The sequence below is a fragment of the Prescottella equi genome (assembly GCF_020171745.1).
Taxonomy (GTDB): domain Bacteria; phylum Actinomycetota; class Actinomycetes; order Mycobacteriales; family Mycobacteriaceae; genus Prescottella; species Prescottella equi_A.
The window spans coordinates 57,889-78,075 of record NZ_JAIVAH010000028.1 but is presented as its reverse complement, the minus strand read 5'-3'; the positions used below and the strand labels follow the sequence as shown (position 1 = coordinate 78,075).

Annotated in this window: 18 protein-coding genes; 10 read left to right on the top strand and 8 right to left on the bottom strand. The window is 67.4% G+C overall.

The window, feature by feature from the left end; translation table 11 throughout:
- The first annotated feature begins 1 nt into the window (after position 1).
- Both LCL87_RS22550 and LCL87_RS22545 read left to right on the top strand, forming a co-directional pair.
- The gene (locus LCL87_RS22550) at positions 2-412 is read left to right on the top strand and encodes a MaoC family dehydratase (RefSeq protein ID WP_225023680.1); all 411 of its coding nucleotides are present in this window, start codon (positions 2-4) and stop codon (positions 410-412) included.
- Entirely contained in the window at positions 409-1,578 is a 1,170-nt protein-coding gene (locus tag LCL87_RS22545; RefSeq protein ID WP_225023679.1) for a lipid-transfer protein, read from the top strand. Before LCL87_RS22550 ends, LCL87_RS22545 begins: the two co-directional genes overlap by 4 nt.
- A 63-nt stretch (positions 1,579-1,641) precedes the next feature.
- On the opposite strand, the gene LCL87_RS22540 is transcribed toward LCL87_RS22545, so the two are convergent.
- Complete coding sequence (locus LCL87_RS22540; protein ID WP_225023678.1) at positions 1,642-2,529, bottom strand: SDR family NAD(P)-dependent oxidoreductase; 888 nt, start codon at positions 2,527-2,529, stop codon at positions 1,642-1,644.
- 338 nt (positions 2,530-2,867) lie between these two features.
- On the opposite strand from LCL87_RS22540, the gene LCL87_RS22535 reads away from it, so the two are divergent.
- Positions 2,868-3,770, top strand: a complete 903-nt coding sequence (locus LCL87_RS22535; RefSeq protein ID WP_225023677.1) for an alpha/beta hydrolase — start codon at positions 2,868-2,870, stop codon at positions 3,768-3,770.
- Between the two features lie 67 nt (positions 3,771-3,837).
- Here LCL87_RS22535 and LCL87_RS22530 read toward each other — a convergent pair whose 3' ends face one another.
- The 3 genes from LCL87_RS22530 to LCL87_RS22520 all read right to left on the bottom strand — a co-directional run bounded on the left by LCL87_RS22530 (position 3,838) and on the right by LCL87_RS22520 (position 8,749).
- Positions 3,838-4,629, bottom strand: coding sequence for a mycofactocin-coupled SDR family oxidoreductase (locus tag LCL87_RS22530; RefSeq protein ID WP_225023676.1), 792 nt, complete (start codon positions 4,627-4,629; stop codon positions 3,838-3,840).
- A 398-nt stretch (positions 4,630-5,027) separates the two neighbouring features.
- Positions 5,028-6,233, bottom strand: a complete 1,206-nt coding sequence (locus tag LCL87_RS22525; RefSeq protein ID WP_225023675.1) for a hypothetical protein — start codon at positions 6,231-6,233, stop codon at positions 5,028-5,030.
- A 176-nt stretch (positions 6,234-6,409) separates the two neighbouring features.
- On the bottom strand, positions 6,410-8,749 hold the full coding sequence (locus LCL87_RS22520) for an arylsulfatase (protein ID WP_225023674.1): 2,340 nt from the start codon (positions 8,747-8,749) through the stop codon (positions 6,410-6,412).
- Positions 8,750-8,928: 179 nt separating this feature from the next.
- On the opposite strand from LCL87_RS22520, the gene LCL87_RS22515 reads away from it, so the two are divergent.
- From LCL87_RS22515 to LCL87_RS22485, 7 genes are all read left to right on the top strand, one after another.
- Positions 8,929-9,567 (top strand): TetR/AcrR family transcriptional regulator, encoded by a 639-nt coding sequence (locus LCL87_RS22515; RefSeq protein ID WP_225023673.1) that lies wholly within the window; start codon positions 8,929-8,931, stop codon positions 9,565-9,567.
- A gap of 186 nt (positions 9,568-9,753) precedes the next feature.
- A complete protein-coding gene (locus LCL87_RS22510) occupies positions 9,754-10,671 on the top strand; it encodes a TauD/TfdA family dioxygenase (RefSeq protein WP_225023672.1) in 918 nt (305 codons plus the stop codon).
- A gap of 10 nt (positions 10,672-10,681) precedes the next feature.
- Positions 10,682-11,947: a DUF1214 domain-containing protein gene (locus LCL87_RS22505; RefSeq protein WP_225023671.1), complete on the top strand. Its 1,266-nt coding sequence runs from the start codon at positions 10,682-10,684 to the stop codon at positions 11,945-11,947.
- Positions 11,948-11,981: 34 nt separating this feature from the next.
- Entirely contained in the window at positions 11,982-12,344 is a 363-nt protein-coding gene (locus tag LCL87_RS22500) for a DUF202 domain-containing protein (protein WP_225023670.1), read from the top strand.
- Positions 12,341-12,676 (top strand): DUF202 domain-containing protein, encoded by a 336-nt coding sequence (locus LCL87_RS22495; RefSeq protein ID WP_225023669.1) that lies wholly within the window; start codon positions 12,341-12,343, stop codon positions 12,674-12,676. The genes LCL87_RS22500 and LCL87_RS22495 overlap by 4 nt, the downstream gene beginning before the upstream one ends.
- Before the next feature lie 166 nt (positions 12,677-12,842).
- The gene (locus LCL87_RS22490) at positions 12,843-13,679 is read left to right on the top strand and encodes a mycofactocin-coupled SDR family oxidoreductase (RefSeq protein WP_225023668.1); all 837 of its coding nucleotides are present in this window, start codon (positions 12,843-12,845) and stop codon (positions 13,677-13,679) included.
- Positions 13,676-15,133, top strand: coding sequence for an MFS transporter (locus tag LCL87_RS22485; protein WP_225023667.1), 1,458 nt, complete (start codon positions 13,676-13,678; stop codon positions 15,131-15,133). The genes LCL87_RS22490 and LCL87_RS22485 overlap by 4 nt, the downstream gene beginning before the upstream one ends.
- Before the next feature lie 6 nt (positions 15,134-15,139).
- Here LCL87_RS22485 and LCL87_RS22480 read toward each other — a convergent pair whose 3' ends face one another.
- The 4 genes from LCL87_RS22480 to kstD form a co-directional block, all read right to left on the bottom strand.
- Positions 15,140-15,511, bottom strand: coding sequence for a CD225/dispanin family protein (locus LCL87_RS22480; RefSeq protein ID WP_225023666.1), 372 nt, complete (start codon positions 15,509-15,511; stop codon positions 15,140-15,142).
- Between the two features lie 132 nt (positions 15,512-15,643).
- Positions 15,644-17,497, bottom strand: coding sequence for a cholesterol oxidase substrate-binding domain-containing protein (locus LCL87_RS22475; RefSeq protein ID WP_225023665.1), 1,854 nt, complete (start codon positions 17,495-17,497; stop codon positions 15,644-15,646).
- A gap of 105 nt (positions 17,498-17,602) precedes the next feature.
- A complete protein-coding gene (gene chsH3, locus LCL87_RS22470) occupies positions 17,603-18,463 on the bottom strand; it encodes an enoyl-CoA hydratase ChsH3 (RefSeq protein WP_225023664.1) in 861 nt (286 codons plus the stop codon).
- A gap of 12 nt (positions 18,464-18,475) precedes the next feature.
- Positions 18,476-20,167 carry a 3-oxosteroid 1-dehydrogenase gene (kstD, locus tag LCL87_RS22465; RefSeq protein WP_225023663.1) on the bottom strand — a complete coding sequence of 564 codons (1,692 nt, stop codon included), beginning with the start codon at positions 20,165-20,167 and terminating at the stop codon, positions 18,476-18,478.
- Positions 20,168-20,187: the final 20 nt, after the last annotated feature.

Here is a 20,187-nt window from a genome sequence, read left to right as displayed (position 1 = left end):
GATGACCAGCGCACTCGACATCAGCGTCGGCGACCAGCTGCCGGGCCTCTCGATCCACGGTGATCCCACGTTCATCGTCTCGACGGCGTTGGCCACCAGGGACTTCCAGGACGTGCACCACGACCGGGACAAGGCGCAGCAGCGCGGGTCCAAGGACATCTTCGTCAATATCCTCACCGACACCGGTCTGGTGCAGCGGTTCGTCACCGACTGGGCGGGGCCGCGAGCCCGGCTCACGTCGATCAAGCTGCGCCTGGGCGTGCCGTGGTACGCGTACGACACGTTGCACCTGTCCGGCGAGGTCGTCGCGGCGGAGGACGGGCTGGTCACGGTCAAGGTGGTCGGCAAGGACAGCCTCGGCGACCACATCACGTCCACGGTAACCCTCGTCATGAACGGAGACGACGCATGAGCGGGCTGTCCGGCAAGGCTGCGATCGTCGGCATCGGTGCCACCGACTTCTCCAAGGACTCGGGCCGCAGCGAACTGCGTCTGGCCGCCGAGGCGGTCCAGGCTGCACTGGACGACGCGGGACTGAAGCCGTCCGACGTGGACGGGCTGACGTCGTTCACGATGGACACCAACACCGAAGCGGCCGTGGCTCGTTCGGTGGGGATTCCGAACCTGAAGTTCTTCAGCCGGATCCACTACGGCGGCGGTGCGGCGTGCGCCACCATCCAGCAGGCCGCGATGGCTGTGGCGACCGGTGTCGCGGACGTCGTGGTGGCGTACCGCGCGTTCAACGAGCGTTCGGGTGCCCGTTTCGGTCAGGTCAACACCGGTCTGGTGCAGCAGGTGAACTCGTCGGGCACGGACAACGCGTTCTCCTACCCGCACGGGCTGGGGACGCCGGCGTCGTTCGTGGCGATGGTCGCGCAGCGGTACATGCACGTGTACGGCGCCACGAGTGAGGATTTCGGCCGCGTCGCGGTCGCCGACCGCAAGCATGCGGCGGTGAACCCCAACGCCTTCTTCTACGGCAAGCCGATCACGCTCGAGGATCACCAGAATTCGCGGTTCATCGCCGAACCGCTGCACCTGCTGGACTGCTGCCAGGAGACCGACGGCGGCATCGCGATCGTCGTCACCTCGCCGGAGCGGGCCAAGGATCTGCCGAACAGGCCGGCGATCATCGCGGCCGCGGCGCAGGGGAGTGGGCCGGATCAGTACATCATGACCAGCTACTACCGCGACGGCCTGACGGGTCTGCCCGAGATGGGGCTGGTCGGCGATCAGCTGTGGGAGCAGTCGGGGCTGCGGCCGTCGGACATGCAGACCGCGGTGCTCTACGACCACTTCACGCCGTACGTGCTGATGCAGCTGGAAGAACTCGGCTTCTGCGGCCGCGGTGAGGCCCGCGACTTCATCGCCGACGGCGCGATCGAGCTGGGTGGCCGGCTACCGATCAACACGCACGGCGGGCAGCTCGGTGAGGCGTACATCCACGGCATGAACGGCATCGCCGAGGGCGTCCGCCAGATCCGCGGCACCTCCGTCAACCAGGTGCCGGACGTCGAGAACGTCCTCGTCACCGCCGGAACCGGTGTTCCGACTTCGGGACTGGTGCTGACGGCGTAGTACGCGCGAGTGTCGAATCCCTGGGAGCCCCGACCGAACCGGTCGGGGCTCCCAGGTTTTGCGTCAGAGGCCTTCGGGCCGAATGTTGGGGTTCGCCCACTCCGGGGGCTGTCGCCGCGGCAACTCCGTCCCGCCGTCCAGCGTCATGACCGGCAGCCCGGTGCTCCACGGGTAGTGGAGGCTGAACGCGACATGCCCGGTTCGGTCCGCGGCGGGCAGGTGGCACATCGCCAGAACCGTTTCCGCCAGATACTCCACCGGTTCGGTCTCGTAGCCGTCGGGAAGGAGCTCGGCGGCTCCGGGCGTCATGATCGCGGTGGACGGCCCCACGGCGTTGACCGCGATGTCGTCGTCGAGGGTCTCGGCGGCGAGGCCTTGCGTGAAGCGATGCAGCGCCGCCTTCATCGACGCATACACGACGTCGCCGGAGGTCTTGTTGTACTCCCGGAACGGGCGGATGGGCGACATCCCCGTCGACGATCCGATGTTGACGATCCACCCGCGCCCCTGCTTGCGCATGTGCGGAATTGCCATCTGCGACAGTAGGAAAGGGACTCGGAGATAGTGGTTGACCGTGCGGTCGAAGGTGGTCGCGGGCATCTGCTCGATCGGGGCGTAGTCGGCGAAGCCCGCATTGTTGACCAGGATGTCGAGGCGTCCCGTGTGCTCGACGGCTTCGCCGACGAGCCGATCCAGATCCTGGGGGTCGTCGATGTCGGCGGGGATCGCGATCGCGTGCCCGCCGGCGGCCTCGATCAATTCGACGGTCTCGTCGAGGCTTCCGGGAATGGTCGACGCCCGCCCGTTGCGGATCGACTCGGATGCCTGCCGGGATCTGGCGGTCACCACGACGGTGGCTCCCTCCGCCGCGAGCCGCTGCGCGACCGCGCGACCGATTCCCCGGCTGCTTCCCGTCACCAATGCCGTTTTACCGGTCAGTCTGTTCGCCATCGTGTGCTGTCCTCCTGAACTATCGGCTGGGATAGGTGTGAATCGAAATACGTTGTCCCGCAGTATTACCAACGCCGTTCCGCAGGTCATCCAGTCTGCCCACTGAATGGACGGAGGCCGCGTACCCCGATCGGTGCACTCGGGAAAACCTCCCGCACGCTGGGACGACGGTATTGCGGCAGTCGACGGCCTCCTGCAAGGTGGCGTCGCGACGACTCGGTTCAGCCGGGGCCAGGGGCCTGTGCGACTGCCGCCGAGTCGGACCGTATTCGGTACGAGAGAGGAACTGTGACGTGGCAGTGGATCGCCGAGCTGACTTGCACCCGGACGTGGAGTCGATGCTTGCTGTTCTCGAGGCAGGATTTCCGGACGTCACGAAGTTCCCTGCGGCGGAGCTTCGTGAGGTGATCGCCTCTCGTCGGGCACCGCTCGCTCACCAGCCGGACATGGCGATTGCCCGCGACATCGTGATCGACGGCCCGGGTGGGGATCTGGCGCTGCGCGTGTATGTCCCGCATTCGGAGTCGAACGATCCGCTGCCCGTGATCGTCTTCGCGCACGGCGGCGGTTTCGTCTTCTGCGACCTGGATTCCCATGACGAGTTCTGTCGCTCGATGGCGGATGCGGTCGACTCCGTGGTCGTGTCGGTCGACTACCGGCTGGCGCCGGAGCACCAGGCGCCCGCCGCGATGGAGGACGTCTACGCCGCCCTGCTGTGGGCCGCGGACAATGTCGGCGAGTACCGAGGCGACCCGAACCGGATCGCTCTCGCCGGCGACAGCGCGGGCGGAAACCTGGCTGCCACGGTGGCGCTGGCCGCGCGGGATCGGGGTGCTCCGCAGGTTGCGGCGCAGATCCTCGTCTATCCGGTGATCGACGACGACTTCACGACCGAGTCCTACACGAAATACGGTGTGGGCTACTACAACACCACCGACGCGATGCGCTGGTACTGGGACCAGTACGCGCCCGAGGACCGGACGAGCCCGTTCGTGGTCCCCACCCGCGCCACGACGCTCGCGGGGCTGCCTCCGACGCTCGTCGTGACGGCCGAACTCGATCCGCCGTGCTCGGCCGGCGAAGCCTACGCGGAACGTCTGGCAGGTGACGGGGTGCCGGTCGTCGCGCACCGCTTCGACGGTCTGTTCCACGGCTTCCTCACCTTTCCGAAGCTGTCGCTCACCGGTCCGGCACGTCTCGAGCTGTGGCAGATGATCCGCGACGTGCTGAAGGTCGGTTAGCCGCAGTCGAGCTGTAGCGACGCCCGTCGTCTGCCTGCCCGTGTCGGAGGGCAGGCAGACGGGGGATTCAGCGAATGGTCGAGCCGGCGTCGACCGGGAGCGCGATGCCGGTGACGTACCGTGCGTCGTCGGACGCGAGGTACATCAACGCGTTGGTGACATCCGACGCATCGATTCGCTCGACCGGCAGCGAGTTGAGGAAGACGGGCGCGAGATCGGGCCGCTCCGCGAGGAGGGCGGGAAGCACCTGCGAATGACCCTGGGGCGTGTCGACGCCGGTGGGGTTGATCATGTTCACCCGGATGTTCCGATCGGACAGCTCGAGCGCCAGGGAACGGCACAGGCCGGTGAGTGCATGCTTGGCCGCCACATACGGTGTGTAGAACGGCAGCCCGACCGTGCTCGCCGTCGAACCGGTGATGACGATGTTCCCGCCGGCCGCCTCCATGTGCGGAATGGACGCGGCGCAGGTGTTCCACACTCCGGTGAGGTTGACGTCGAGTGTCGTCCGCCAGATCTCGTCGGTCACATCCTCGTGTCGCTGTACCGTGCAGATCGCGGCGTTGGCGACGACGACGTCGAGCCGCCCCAGTTCCTCGACGCCCTTCGCGATGCACCGCTCGAGGGCGGCCCGGTCCCGGACGTCGACCTCGGCGGCATACACGCGCCGCCCCGTCGCCTCGACCAGGCGCGCGGTCTCGGCCAGTCCCTCGGGGGTTCCCATCGGGGAGGGGACGAGATCGATCTGACGGCAGATGTCGATCGCAATGATGTCTGCGCCCGCGGCTGCCATCGCCACCGCGTGATTGCGTCCTTGACTCTGGGCAGCCCCGGTAACAAGTACAACTTTCCCTTGCATCTTCATTAATTCCTCCAAGCTGAACTGATTTCGTCCCACTGGGTGGGCGTAGGCGTATTGAAATGTTTGATCGCCCGCTATCGCGCTAGCAATCCGCGTGGTCAGGGTCCTGTTCTGCCGTGCGGTGTTGCTCGATCGAGGGTTCCATGGCTAGTGCTCCGGGTGCGGCAATGCCGAAATGAATGATCGTTCAAAGTCTGGAAAAGTTCAAGTACGAGTTGCGCGAGTTGCACCGATGGAGGTCTGCAATAGCATCGTCGACTTCATCGAATGAAGGTTCAATACGGCGTTCTCGGAACTTCGCCGTTCGCCACCGCAGCGCCGAACGGGAGTTCACGGCACGGTTCGTTCGTGAACCCGTGCCGTGAACTCCCGTTCGTCCCTTCCCCCGATCTCGATCAACCCAGATCGGGCGTGTAGTTCTCCTGGCGCATTCGCAGGTCGATGTAGATGAGCATCTGCAGTGCCCGGAACATGGCGACCAGGCCTCCCAGCAGGATCAAGTAGAAGACGGACGGAAGCCCGAGCATGCCGAGAATGCCGGCTGGAATGGACAGTCCGAGAATGCCGGCCACCCACAGTGCGTGGATGGCGAACAGCCGCCCGAAGGCCGGCCGGGCGAGCTGCGCGGCACGTCGGAAGGAATCGATCGCACCACGTTCCTCCACGATCATCACAACCGGCGCGAGGCTGAACATGATGCCGGCGATGAAGAGAGCGACGTAGATCGGCAACATCACGACTGCCGCCACGGCGACGCCCTCGAATCCTGTCGCGACCACGATGACCCAGAACAGCAGTGGCGGTGCGAAGGACAGGAGATAGTACAAGCCGGTCAGGCGGCAGATCGCGAACAATCGGCGGGCTGTGTGGGACACGAGTGCGGACAGTCGTACCGGTTCGCCTCTGACGGCTCGATCGGTTGCGGTGACGGATAGACCGATGAGGAGTGCATCGGCAGGAAGTCCGATGAGCGCTATCACCAGCACCGTCGCGACTATCGATGCCAGGAATGCTGCCGGACTGGAGATCGTGGAGAGCATGAATCCGCCGACTACCTCGGATGGAACCGTTGTGACCGCCGCCAGGGCGGCCGCCAACACCATGAGGAGCACGACGAAGAACCCGATACAGACGAGGACCGGGATTCCGATGAGCGACGGCCAGTTCCGGACCACGACTTTCGCTGCCGAAGTGAACAGCTCGGGGAACGTCAAGGGCCGCAGAGGGATCAGGGATCGTGAAGGACGATCCTCTGATCGTGTTCCGGTCGCGTCGGGATCGCTCGAGTGCCGTGTACCCGGACGCGGGCCCAATCTCACAGCTGCGAGCAGCGACTGGACGTCGTTCGGCCACTGAACTCCGCGCTGACGGACGAACCATGCGCCGTAAGCGAAGGCGACCGCGGTGAGGAACCATCCCAGATGGTTGTCGGAGACGATCGTGGCGATCAACGACAGCAGTGCCAGTGCACCGAGAGCGACGGGCGGCTGGAGATCCACGACCACCGGAGACTGGACCGGAGCGGGTCGGGTCCGGTTGATTGTCCCCTGGTACGGATCGTCGGAGGTCGGACTGACTGGGTTCGGGGTGTCGTTGGTCATCGAAACCTCCTCGGTCGGGCAGCGGTCGAAATCTCCCCCGGTGAAGTCGGGGAAAACGGTTGTAACCTATGCCGCAACAGCCGGGACGGGTATCGGTCGTACGGGTGACAGCATCCCGGCGCCGTGCGCCTTTCCGGTAGCGGGAACTACCGAAAAGGCGCACGGGCGCGGAGCGCCTAGTGCGTCGCCAGCGCCACCCGCTGCCGCTCCGTGGCGGTCTCCGGCCGGCCCTCGCCCGGCAGGTCGACGCGGACGTGGTGCAGGCGTCCGGTGAAGGCGAAGCGGCCCACGATGTCGTCGCACACCGGGCTGCCGCGGTTGGCGCCGATGTCGAGCTGCTCGTTCATGCTGAAGATCGCGCGGGTCGTCTGCTCGATGCGGCCGCTGCCCACCTCGACGTCGTCGACGAACAGTCGCGCCACTCCGCCCAGTCCGATACCGCCCCCGTCGTAATCGAATTCGAGGCGCACTTCGCGGGTGTCCGCGGTCAGTTCGACGTCGGGCCGGACGAACGTCGTGCCGCCGCCGCTGAAGTTGTAGCAGAACACCGGCTTCGAGTCGGCGACGTACAGGGCGAGGCCACCGAAGCTGCCGCCGACGCTCGCCAGCACACCTTCGCACGGCTCGCCACCGGTCTCGAGGGACGCCGTGATGACGTAGGACCGGTTGAAGAACGGTGGCGCCGCCTTCTCCGGTAGCCCGTTCATGTGGGGGTACAGCGTGATGCTCGTTCGACCGCGCAGCGGGTGTGGCGGCCGGTCCTTGGGCGCGGCGTTGCGGGTCACGGTGCGGTCGTCGAGCGGCAGCACCTGGTAGCGAGCTGCCTCGACGAGGAACTTCTGCTTCAGTTCCGCGAGCTTCTCGGGGAACTCGTCGGCGAGGTCGCGGGCCTGCGACCAGTCGACGCTCGTGTCGTACAACTCCCACCGATCCTCGTCGAACGTCGGCAGTTTCAGCCCGTACGTCGCCATCAACCACGGCGCGCGGTGCAGGGTTACCGCCGTCCAGCCGTGATCGTAGATGCCGCGGTTGCCGTAGATCTCGAAGTACTGCGTGGTGTGCTGGTCCGCGGCCTCCGCGTCGGTGAACGTGTAGTTCATCGCGACACCCTCCATCGGCTTCTGCGGCACCCCGTCGACGGTGTCCGGCGCGGGAACGCCGGCGGCCGCGAGGATCGTCGGGGTGATGTCCACGCAGTGATGCCACTGGTGGCGGAGCCCGGCGTCGCTGATTCCGTTGGGCCAGTGCGCGATCAGGCCGTTGCGGGTGCCGCCGTAGTGCGACGCGGCCTGCTTGGCCCACTGGTAGGGCGTGTCGAGCGCCAGCGCCCACGACGCCGGGTAGTGCGGGTAGCTCGTCGGGGTACCCAGCTCGTCGAAGCGCTCGAGCACCTCCGCGGTGGTCTGCTTGTAGCCGTTGAGCCCGGCGAGGTAGTTGAACGAACCCTCCATGCCGCCCTCGGCGGAGGCGCCGTTGTCACCGAGCATGTAGAGCACGAGCGTGTTGTCGAGCGCGCCCAGTTCCTGCAGTCGATCGACGAGCCGGCCGACCTGGTCGTCGGTGTGCTCGAGGAACGCCGCGTACAGCTCCATCAGCCGGGCGGAGACCTTCTTCTGGTCGTCGTCCAGCTCGTCCCAGTGCGGCAGATCGCCGGACCACGGCGCCAGTTCGGTCTCCGGTGCGACCACGCCCAGCTGCTTCTGACGTTCGAGCGTGATCTCCCGCTGCCGGTCCCAGCCGTGGTCGAACTCGCCGCGGTACTTGTCGAGATAGCTGTCCGGAACCTGCAGCGGCGCATGGCACGCGCCGAACGGCAGGTAGCAGAACCACGGCTTGTCCGGATCCATCGTCCCGACGGACTCGATCCACTCGATCGCGCGGTCCACCAGGTCCTCCGACATGTGGTAGCCCTCCTCGGGCGTGCACGGCGGATCGACGACGGTGAAATCGCGGTACAGCACCGGAGCGAACTGATCCGACTCGGCGCCGAGGAAACCGTAGAAGCGGTCGAAGCCTTCCCTGGTGGGCCAGCGGTCGAACGGGCCGGCCTCGCTGATCTCCCACGTCGGCGTCTGGTGCATCTTGCCGAACGCACCTGTCGCATACCCGTTGCCCTGCAGGATCCGGGCCACCGTGGCCGCGGAGTCGGGCCGGGTGCCGTTGTAGCCCGGTGCTGCCGTGGCCTGTTCGGCGATGACGCCGAATCCGACGCTGTGGTGGTTGCGTCCGGTGAGCGTTGCGGCCCGGGTCGGCGAGCACAGCGCGGTGGTGTGGAAGCGGGTGTACTTGACGCCGTCGGCGGCCAGTCGTTCCGCGGTGGGGGTGCGGCACGGTCCGCCGAACGCGGACGGGGCGCCGAAGCCGACGTCGTCGAGCATCACCAGCAGCACGTTGGGCGCGCCCGCCGGCGGACGCACGGGCTGAGGCCGGTTGAACGGCTCCGTCTGGTTGCGGTAGTCGACCGCGGCGGAGACCGGGGGATCGGTCCGGACGATCGGGATCGAATGACGGTTCATGGTGCACCTCTCTGGGTGATGGGGCGGGTACGACTCGTTCGTTTCCATTGCGGCGGAGTTCGTTTGGGAGCGCACGGTCGACGGGCCTTCCAGCGGAAGGATTCGACGTCGCCGGATCTGCGGGGGAGCGTACCCGCTGTGCCTTGACCATTAAAGCGCCGCCTTACTACGCTTTCGGCGTGTCGAATCCCGGAAACGCGAAGAGCGCCATGATCGAGGTCGCCGAGCGGATGTTCGCCGAGCGTGGCATCGACGGCGTCTCCATGCGCGACGTCGCGGCCGCGGCGGGCCAGAAGAACAACTCGGCCGTGCAGTACCACTTCGGTGGGCGTGACGGTCTGGTGCTCGAGGTGTTCCGGCGGCGAATGAAGGAGATCAACCTCAGTCGCGCCGCCTTCCTCGAACGGCTCGACGAGGAGGGGCGTGGCGGCGACGTCCGCGGACTCGTCGAGGCGGTCGTGCTGCCGCTCGCCGACTATCTGCGCACGTCCGGGGCCGATTCGTACTACGCGCAGTTCATCGCTCGCGTGTCCCCGTCGGTCGACATCCTGAACGCCGACCTCTCCGAGGTCACGCAGGCCAGTCGTGAAGTGTCGACACGGTTGATGCGGGCGCTCGGGCACCTGTCGCGTCGCGTCGCGGTGATCCGCGTCGACCTGATGCTCAACATGGCGGTGTCCGCGCTCGCGGTCTACGAGCAGCGGCGCAACACCGGGAATCCGGTCGTCGATGCCGACTTCGACGAGACCGTGCGTCATCTGATCGACATGTCGGTGGGGGCGCTCGAGGCTCCCGACTCGACGTCGAACCGGCCCTAGCTCCAGGCGGTTCCGGCTTCGTCAACACCCCTTCAGGGCAGCTGTTTTCGTCGATTAAGTCAGTGTCTTGACGGTTTAAGTCACTGACTGATAGCTTGCCGGAGGCGCTCTCTCCCGCTCGGTCGAGCGGGAGATGCGTCGGTGGTGGTGTGTTCGGAGCTGGATCCCCTGAAGCAGGAGGCTTGCATGGCAACGCTGACCAGTAGTCGAACCGTCGAGATCGGCGGTCATTCGATCGAGTTCGGGCCGCGCGGAATGCGCAGGTGCGCTGACGGATTCGAACCGGAGCCCTACACGCAGTTCGAGGTGCGGCCGGTGACGCCGTTCATCGGCGCGGAGATCCACGGGGTGGATCTGCGGGACCCGAGTCCGGAGGCGATCGAGGAACTGCGTCGGGCCCTCCTCGAATGGAAGGTCGTGTTCTTCCGCGACCAGCAGATCACCGGAGCTCAGCACCGCGACTTCGCCCGCCACTGGGGTGAACTCGAGGTGCATCCGCTGCTGCCGCAGGGTGAGGTACCCGAGGTGGTGCACTTCGAGCGCGGCGAGGACAGCCCTGGCACCGAGAACATCTGGCACGTCGACGTGACCTGGCAGAAGCGTCCGCCGCTCGGGTCCGTCCTGCGCGCGCTGGACGTGCCGCCGGCCGGTGGCGACACGCTGTGGGCCGACATGGGCAATGCCTACGACTGCCTGTCCGACGAGGTCAAGGCGCAGATCGAGGGTCGCGTCGCGATCCACGACTTCGTGCCGTCGTTCGGTCGGTCGATGGGGCCGGAGAAGCTTGCGGCGATGAAGGAGCAGTTCCCACCGGTGGAGCATCCGATCGTCCGGATCCACCCCGAGACCGGGCGCCGGACGCTGTTCGTCAACAGCCTGTTCACCACGCACATCCCGGACATGGATCCGGCCGAGGGCGAGGTGCTGCTGCGCCACCTCTTCGACCAGGCCAAGGTGCCGGACTTCCAGTGCCGGTTCCGGTGGCAGCCCAACTCGATCGCGTTCTGGGACAACCGTGCCACGCAGCACTACGCGGCCAGTGACTACTTCCCGCACCGCCGCGTGATGGAACGCGTCGCCATCCTCGGTGACGTGCCGGCCTGAGGGGGCAGCGATGATGCATCCCTCCGACGACCGTCGGCAGCGCAACGACGATCTCGACGCCGCGTGGCAGGGCTTGTGCGACAACCTGTCCCGTGCCTCGAAGGTGATCGCGGGTGATCCGCGGTCGGACGATCCCGCGATGCGGGCTGCCGGATACCGCTACCTGCTCAACCTGCTCAACGCGGGCCTCGAACAGGTGGTGTTCAGTGCCGACCCGGACTATCCGGAGGTGGGGCACCTGCAGGACAACACCAAGCGGTACGCGACGGAGTCGCCGGACTGCCTGTTCGGTCACGCGGTCCTCGATCCGGCCGGGACGTACCGACTCACCGGAACCGGCGGACGCGCCCGGTACATCGGGCTCACGCTGTACGACACCGTGAGTCTGTACGAGAAGGCGCAGTCCGACGACGACCGGCCGAAGGACTTCCGGGCCGCGTTCAAGGCGGCCACCGGATCGACGCTCGGGGCGATCTCCAACCCCGGCGGAATCACGTTGCGTGACAACGGTGATTTCGAGGTGATCATCAGCGCCGAACCGCACGACGGCAACTGGCTGCCGATGCCGCCGACCACGAAGGACATCATCACTCGCCAGTACTTCTACGACTGGGACGCCGAGGATCCGTACCATCTGTCGATCGAGCGGATCGACGTCGACGGCCCCGGCCCGGTCACCGAACCGGTGGCCGTGACCGCGCAGGTGGAGTCCGTCGGACGTTTCGTCGACGGCTTCGCCGAGTACTGGGCCGCGATGTACAGCCTGCGCGACGGTGACCGCAACGTGCTTCGCACCCAGCCGACGGTGAGTTCGTCGTACGCGAGCGACGGCGGGCACATCGCCTACGGCGGTGGCAATTTCGAGATCGCCGCCGACGAGGCGCTGATTCTCGAGGTGACGCCGCCGGACTGCCACTTCTGGAACATCCACCTCGGCGACTACTGGGGACAGTCGCTCGACTACACCTACCGGCAGACGTCGCTCAACGGGCACCAGGCGGTGCTCGACGCCGACGGCGTGTTCCGCGCCGTGGTGGCGCACCGTGATCCCGGCGTCGCGAACTGGCTGGACACCGCGGGCAACGAGTTCACCCGGTGCGTGTACCGGTGGTGGCTCGCCACCGATACCGATCTGCCGACGCCCACGGTGCGTAAGGTGAGGTTCGACGAGGTCCTGGCCGAACTGCCGGCGGCGACGCAGCGAATCGGTGCGGCCGAGCGCCGCGCCACGCTGGCGCGCAGGCGGGCGGCTGTGCTGAAGCGCTACGTCCGGTGACGTGCTCGCCGGTGCGGGAGGAGGAGTCATCTCGATGACATCGCGTGGGTGGCGGCCCAAGGCCTTTCGGGAAGGGGACGATCCGGACCCGCGCTTCACGCTCGCGAACGAACGCACCTATCTCGCGTGGGTGCGGACGGGCCTCGGACTGATCGCTGCCGCGGTCGGCCTCGAGGCCTTCGGGACCGACGTCGTGGGCCCCACCATGCACACCGTCCTCGTGGTCGGACTCCTCGTCGGCGCGGTGCTGCTGGTCGTCTTCGCCTTCCTCCGGTGGATGGGGGTGGAGGCGGCGATGCGCACCGGTCGCAGCCTCCCGGTGCCCGCCATCGCGGCCGTCCTGGCGGGCGTGATCGCCGGCGCGGGCATCACCCTGCTCATCGTGGTGCTGCGGTGAGCACCGCGGCCGCGGCGAACCGGGATCCCGGCCTGCAACCCGAGCGCACGACGCTCGCGTGGGTGCGCACGGCCGCGAGCCTCGCCGCGGTCGCCTTCCTCTGCCTGCGCTACGTGCCGGGCTCGTCGGTGGTGATCCAGGTGCTCGGGACGTGGGCGATCGTGTCGGCGTCCGTCGTCGTGGTGACGGCCCGGCGCCGGTACGAGCGAGTCAGCGGTCACTTCGACGCAGGTCGCGTCGTGTACCCGTTCGTGTTGATGCTCGGGCTGGCCGTCACCGTCGTCGGACTCGCCGCGGTGTCTGCGGTCGTAATTCTCGTCGAGGGGCGGTGACGATCGCGTCGCATTTCCCGATCGGGACGCCGAATGTGCTTCGGTGGGAGACGTGCAGATGGCTCCCGCTGGGCGGGACTTGTGGCTGTAGTCACATCCCGGGCGGGTAGTGATAGTTGCGGACCCGTGTGTCGTCACGGTCCCCGATCTCGAGGAGAGCAGCAGCATGGAGGAGTTCGAAGGCAAGGTCGCACTGATCACCGGTGGAGCCCGGGGACAGGGCCGGTCGCATGCCGTGGCGTTCGCCGAGCGCGGTGCCGACATCGTCATCTGTGACCGGTGCGAGGACAGCGACTCGGTGTTCTACCCGCTGGGTACCGAGGAGGACATGGCCGAGACCGTGCGCCTCGTCGAGGCGACCGGCCGCAAGTGCATTGCCGTCAAGGCCGACACCGCCGATCGCGCCGCGATGGACGCCCTCGTCGCGCGCGCCGAGTCCGAGCTCGGGCGCGTCGACATCGCGGTCGCGAACGCGGGCGTCTCGGTCGCCGCTCCGGTGCAGTCGATGTCGTCGGCGCAGTGGGACGAGGCCATCGGTTCCAACCTCACCGGCGTCTTCAACACGATCGGCGCCGTCTCGCCCGGCATGATCGAACGTGGCTACGGCCGCATCGTCACGATCTCCTCGATGCTCGGCCGTGCCGGCAACACCAACATGGTCGCCTACGCCGCGTCGAAGTGGGGCGTGATCGGCATGACCAAGAGCGCCGCACTGGATCTCGCCCAGAAGGGCATCACGGTCAACGCGATCGCACCGGGCAACATCTCGACCGGGATGATCCACAACAAGGCCCTGTACTCGATGATGCGTCCGGACCTGGAAGAGCCGACGATGGACGACGTCGCGCCGGTCTTCCAGTCGCTGCACGCGCAGCCCGTGCCGTGGCTCGACCCGTTCGAGATCACCCGCGCCGTGCTCTTCTTCGCCGCCGAGGGCAGTGCCCACATCAGCGGAACCGTCCTTCCGATCGATGCCGGTAATGCCGCCCGCGTGACGGGGTGACAGTCGATTCGCAGCCCGCTCCGCGCACTGCGCGGAGCGGGCTCGTCATCGGGGTCCTGAGCCTCAGCGGGATCCTGGTCGCACTTCTCCAGACACTCATGGTGCCGGTCCTCCCGGCATTCGCCGCCGATCTGGGTGTTCCTCCGACCAGCGCATCGTGGTTGGTGACGATCACCTTGCTCACCGGTGCGGTGGGTACACCCCTGATCGGCAAGCTCGCCGACATGTTCGGCAAGCGGGCGATGATGCTGCTGTGCCTCGGACTGGTGGTGGCGGGCTCGCTGCTCGCGGCCCTCGGGCCCGGATTCGCGTCGGTGGTCGCCGGACGAGGGTTACAGGGCTTCGCGATGGCACTGATGCCGGTCGGGATCAGCATGATGCGCGACGTCCTGCCGCCCGAGCGACTCGGCAGCGGTGTCGCGCTGATGAGCGCGACGATCGGTGTCGGCAGCGTGATGGGGATGCCGCTCGCCGGCGTCCTCCACGACCGCCTCGGCTGGCAGGCGTTGTTCTGGGTGCCGGCCGGATTCGCCGTCGCGATGGCGGTGCTGTTGCCGTTCGTGGTGCCCGAGTCTGACACCCGTGCCGCGGGACGATTCGACTACGCGGGTGCTGTGCTGCTGACATCCGCGTTGACCGCCGTGCTGCTCGCGATCTCGAAGGGCGGCGCGTGGGGGTGGGGGAGCGTGTCGACGCTCGGGCTCGCGGCCGCCGGCCTGATCGGTCTGATGGTGTGGGTTCCCCTGCAGCTGAAGGTCGCCCATCCTCTCGTCGACCTCCGCACCTCGGTCCGGCGTCCGGTGCTGGTGTCGAATCTGTGTGCGTTGCTCCTCGGTTTCGCGATGTTCCTCAGCTCGTACTCCTCCACCCAGGAACTCCAGGTACCGGCATCGGCTGGTCACGGTCTGGGCTTGAGTGCGACGGCCGCCGGGCTCGTGATGTTGCCGGGTGGGGTGGTGATGATCGTCCTGGCCCCGGTGTCGGCGGCGATGATCCGGAATTGGGGAGCGCGGGTGGTCCTGGCGATCGGTGCGGGTGCGATCTGTCTCGGATTCGTCGAGCGAGGTGTGCTCGGCAGCAGTGTCCTCGTTGTCGGCGTCAGCGCCTTCGTCGTGTCGATGGGCGTCGCGTTCGCCCTCGCCGCGATGCCAGTGCTGATCACGACCGCGGTCCCGCTCGATCAGACTGCGTCGGCGAACAGCGTCAACAGCCTGGTTCGTGCGATCGGGACGTCGGGTGCGAGCGCGGTGGGGTCGGCGGTCCTCGCGGCGTCCGCCGTCGTGGTCGGGACCGTGACGGTACCGGCACTCGACAGTCTCGACAGGTTGTTCTGGTTGGGCGCCGCGGTGTCCGCCGTCGCGCTGCTCGTGGCGTCGATTCCGATCCGGGAAGATCGGAATCCGCCGCGCCCGGGCGTCGTCGATCCGGGGCGTGATGCGGTCCCCGCGGGCTGAGCCCGGCTACCAGTCCATCCGGCCGCGGTGCCAGTTGTCGTCGTACCCACCGTGTGAGATCCACACCGCGGCGATGACGATGTAGGCGATCGCGAGCAGCACGAGGATTCCACCGAGGATCCACAGCGACAGCTGGCCGAGTTTGCGCACCCGATCGGACGCGTACTGCGCGCCCGCGTAGTCGCCGCGCGCCCACCTGGGATACACCTCGAACGCGTTGCTGAACGCCGCGAACGCGAGGGGCCAGAACGCGACCAGGGCCGCGACCGCCCAGCCGGCGTTGGCCGGAGGCGGCGCCGGGGGCTGTTGGGGTTGCTGCGGCTGCGTCGGGCCGGACGGCGGCTGGGGAGGAACGGGATCCGGATTCGTCGATGTCATGACAGCACTCCCTCGTTCGCGACTGTCACCGATCACTTTCGACGGTACGCCGACTGCGGGTGCCCGGCAGACGCCGACGCCGGCGGTGCCTGAGCGGCACCACCGGCGTCGGCGTGTGGATTCTGCAGTCCCTTATGACGGGAGCAGCTTGTCCATGAATCCGTTGGAGAACACGCGGTGCGGGTCGATCTCGTTGTACCGAGCGTTGGCGGTGTCCCAGTTGGGGACGTTCGCGACGCCTTCCATGTAGGTGGCCCGCATCTTGTTCTCGACGATGTCGTCATCGGTGTACGGGTCCGGACCGAAGGCCCAGCCCTTCGACCACTCGGGACGGAACGTGGCGTCGTTGTTGTTGTAGTGTCCCCGCATCCACTGCTCCATCTCCTGATAGAACTCGAACATGCCGGGGGTGCCCGGGACGCCGAGAACGTTCAGCCAGATGGCGACGTCCCAGTCCGGATGGTCGGGACGCGGACGGGTCGCGGAGATGGTCGACGGGCCGGCCGAGTCCACCAGGACGTCGGACGCCTTATCGAGTCCGCAGCAGCGGATCTCGACCGGACCGTTGAGCGGGAACTCGCCCTTCGCGCGGTAGTACTCGATGCGCTGGTTGAACCACTGCGTGAAGTCGTGGATCACGGTCGCGATGTTGTCGCGTCGCGTGACGACGGCGCCGCCGCCTTCGGTGAGCCGCAGCGTCGTGGCCTTGATGTAGAACTGGACGTCCTTCGACCAGCCCCAGATGTCGTTGGCATTCGTCGCGGCCAGGCCGGCGACGGTGATGCCGTACATCGCGGGGCCGAACAGCGGTGCGATACCGGGGTTCCCGGCGTTGATCGCACCGATCATGTCGGTGATGGGCTCCGGCAGGTTGTCGGAGAAGATGTAGTTGTACGGGCCCGTGACCTCACGCGACTGCGGGGGCATGCCCGCGAGCGAGCCCAGCGAGCCGAGCGAGCCGAGGCTTCCGTTCGCCGATTCCGGCTTGACCGGCGTGTTGGTCCAGGTCTTCATCCACGGCTTGTCGGTGAACGGGTACCAGATCGCCTCGGCGCCACCGCACTCGGCGACGAACTTCTCGAACGTCCGGCCGCTGGCACCCTTCGCGGCGAAGAGCTCCTGCCACGGGATGTCGGTGTAGCTCTGGCAGCGCTGCCGGAGGTTGGGGCCGGCCTGCATCGTCACCGACGTCAGGAAGCAGCGTCCGAGGTTGGTGAGCATCGGGGAGATCTTGGGATCGTTGCGCTGGTACGTCTTCAGCTCGTACGCGTTCGTGTTCGCGTTCCACACCACCGCGGTCAGTGCGGTGACCAGGTTGCTGAGCGACCCGTAGGTGTGGCCCGGCAGCGTCGTCTCACCCTCCGCGGGGAGCGCGGCGCCGTGGGCGTTGACCGCGAGGGCGCCGCCGATCGACAGCACACCCGGCGCGGGCAGGTTGGCCCAGCCGAGGTTGTGCTTCTGCAGTTCGGTGACGATCGCTTCGATGCTCGCGCCGGTGCCCGCGGTGACGGTGGCGACGGTGCCGCCCGGGTTCACCGTGATGGCGTTCAGGTGGGTCATCGTGTCGACGAGGATCACCTTGTCGACGTTGGCGCCCTTCTCGACGGTGAGCGGGGTCCAGCCGTGCATCGCGCCGCGCGGACGAACCTTGTACTGGTTGGCGTGCGCCCAGTTGGCAATGGTGACCACGTCATCCGCCGTCTTGGGCGAGCACACCCAGGTGGCGTCCAGCATGATCTCCTTGGACCAGTTCTGGTACGCCTGCTGGAAGAGAGCGATGCCCTGCGGGAAGTTCGGCGGCGTCGGGAGCGGTGCCACCGGGCCGGTCGATCCGAGCGACCCGAGGGAGCCTGCGGAACCGGCCGGAACGGCGAAGGCCGGGGTCCAGCCGCCGAGAGCGCCGGCCGCCAGCACGCCTGCGCCGGCGGCACCCGCGGTGAGGAATCCTCGCCGGGACAGCCGCAACTGCTCGTCGTTGAGCGTCATACGTGTACTCCAAGGTGTGTGAGGGGGAAAGAAGTACGGGTGCGATATTCCCGGTCGGGTCGGTGTCAGGGCCGACCCGACCGGTACAGCTGTGTGCGGACGTCGCTAGGCGACAGTGAGTACGACGTCGGCCAGCGCCGGTGAGTCGTCGCGCTCGGGAACGGTTGCAGAGATCAGCAGCTGGTCACCGTCGCGCCACATTCGCGTCCGAAGATTTTCACCGGGAAAGACTACCCCGGCGAAACGAGCGCGAAATCCCTTGACGCGGCTGGCATCACCGTCGAGGACGGTGTCGGTGGCAGCCTTGCAGACGATCCCGTAGGTGCACAGTCCATGCAGAATAGGCGCCGGGAAGCCCGCCGCGGTCGCAAATGCCGGATCTGAGTGCAACGGGTTCCGGTCGCCGCACATCCGGTACAGCAGCGCCTGCTGCGGCAGGACCTGCGAGATCGACTCGAAATCCGGTGCCCTGTCGGGGAGTACGACGGACTCGGACGGTCCGCGTTCACCCCCGAATCCACCCTCGCCGCGCGCGAAGATGGACGAGCGCGCCGTCCACAGTGGCGACCCGTCGAGCGCGACCGTCGCGGATTCCTGCACGATCACCGCCGCCTTGCCCTTGTCCCACACCTCGACGATCCGAGTCGTGGTCCGCGCCGACCCGCTGGCGGGGATCGGTGCGTGGACGGTGACCTCCTGGCTGCCGTGGACGACCTTCGCGAGGTCGATCTCGACGCCCGGGAACGAGACCCGCGGCGCCTCGGTCGCGTGGATGTTCGCGACGACCGTCGCGAACGTCGGCAGCACCTGCGGCTTTGCGTCGTCGAGGTAGGCGAGCTCCCGCGGGTCGAGCGGGCGTGCGCCGGCACCGATTCCGAGGTGGTAGAGCTGGACGTCCGAGGGCGTCCAGGAGAACTCCTGGGCCGGCAACTCGGCTCCGATCGCGATCGACGGATCGATGGGCACTGGCGTCTCCTGTCAGTTCGTCACGGACGGCGCTGCGGCGCGGGCACGGTCGGCGATGTCGAGTACCGCGAGGTACGCGAAGGTCATCGCGGGACCGATGGTCGCGCCGGGGCCGGCGTACGTGTGGCCCATGACCGGCGAGCTGCAGTTACCGGCCGCGTACAGGCCCTCGATGACCGAGCCGTCCTCGCGCAGCGCGCGCCCGTCGACGTCGGTGCGGATGCCGCCCTTGGTGCCGAGGTCGCCGGGCACCATCTTGATCGCGTAGAACGGCGCCTTGTCGATCTCGGCGAGGCTCGGGTTCTTCAGACGGGGATCGCCGTAGTAGCGGTCGTAGCCGCTGTCGCCGCGACCGAAGTCCTCGTCCTTGCCGTTGCGGGCGAAGCCGTTGAATCGCGCCACGGTCTCGGCGAGGGTGTCGGCCGGAAGGCCGGTCTTCTCGGCCAGTTCGGCGATCGTGTTCGCCTTGACGATGATCCCGGCCTTGAGCCAGCGTCCGGGGAACGGCGAGCGCGGCGTGATACCTGCGAACGTGTACCGGTTGCGGTAGCGCTGGTCGAGGATCATCCAGGTGGGGATGTTCTCGCCCGGGCCCTCGCCGTGGCCGTACTTGCCGCCGTACATCATGTGCGTCGCCTCGACGTACGGCGCGGCCTCGTTACCGAAGCGCTTGCCGCGCGTGTTGACCATCATGGAGCCCGGCAGTGTGCGCTCGGACAGTGCGAACCACGGACCGCCGGTGAGCGGGATCGACGGACCCCACCACGAGTCCTCCATGAACTCGACTGCCGCACCCAGCTTCTGGCCGGCGGCGATGCCGTCACCGGTATTGGCCTTGGCTCCGACGGTCCACTCGGTGCCGATCGGGCCGCGCTGGTACTTCTTACGCATCTCGTCGTTGTGCTCGAATCCGCCCGCGCCGAGGACGACGCCGTGGCGGGCGCGGATGATCTGCTCCTCACCGTCGACGAGCACCTTCACGCCGCGGACCGCGCCGTCCTCGGTGTACAGCTCGGTGAGGGGGGTGTTCAGCAGGATCGGGACCCCGGCGTCGCGCAGGCCGATTCGCATGCCGGCCATCAGGGCCTGGCCGCGGACGAGGAGGTCCTTGCCGCGGGCCTTGGCCGCCAGGAATCGCATGCCGACCTTCATCGCGCGCAGCGGGCCGCGGCGGTTGCGCATGAGCAGGTTGAGCCAGCGGTAGTCGGCCTGCGTGATGACGAAGTTCCGCGGCGCCTTGACGTAGTCGGGCTCGAGGTTCTTGCGGTCGTCGCCGAGGCGGTTGCCGTCGAACGGGACCGGCTCGACGGAGCGGCCGCCGAGTCGCCCGCCCGGGGCCTCCGGGTAGTAGTCGGAGTAGTCGGGCACCCACTGCAGCTCGAGCGCGCTGTTCTCCATGACGAACGAGAGCATCTCGGGGCCGCGGTCGATGTAGGTGTCGATCTTCGCGGGATCGACGACGTCGCCGATGATGTTGTGGAGGTAGGTGCGCGCGGCGTCGACCGTGTCGGTGACGCCGTCCCGCTTCAGCACCTCGTTGTTCGGGATCCAGACACCTCCGCCCGACCGTGCGGACGAGCCGCCGTAGTGGGCGGCCTTCTCGACCACGACCACACTCAGCCCCTTGTGCGCCGCGGTCAGGGCTGCGGTCATGCCTGCAGCACCGCTGCCGACGACGACGATGTCGTATTCCTGCTTGCTCATGTAGAACACGTTATAGAACT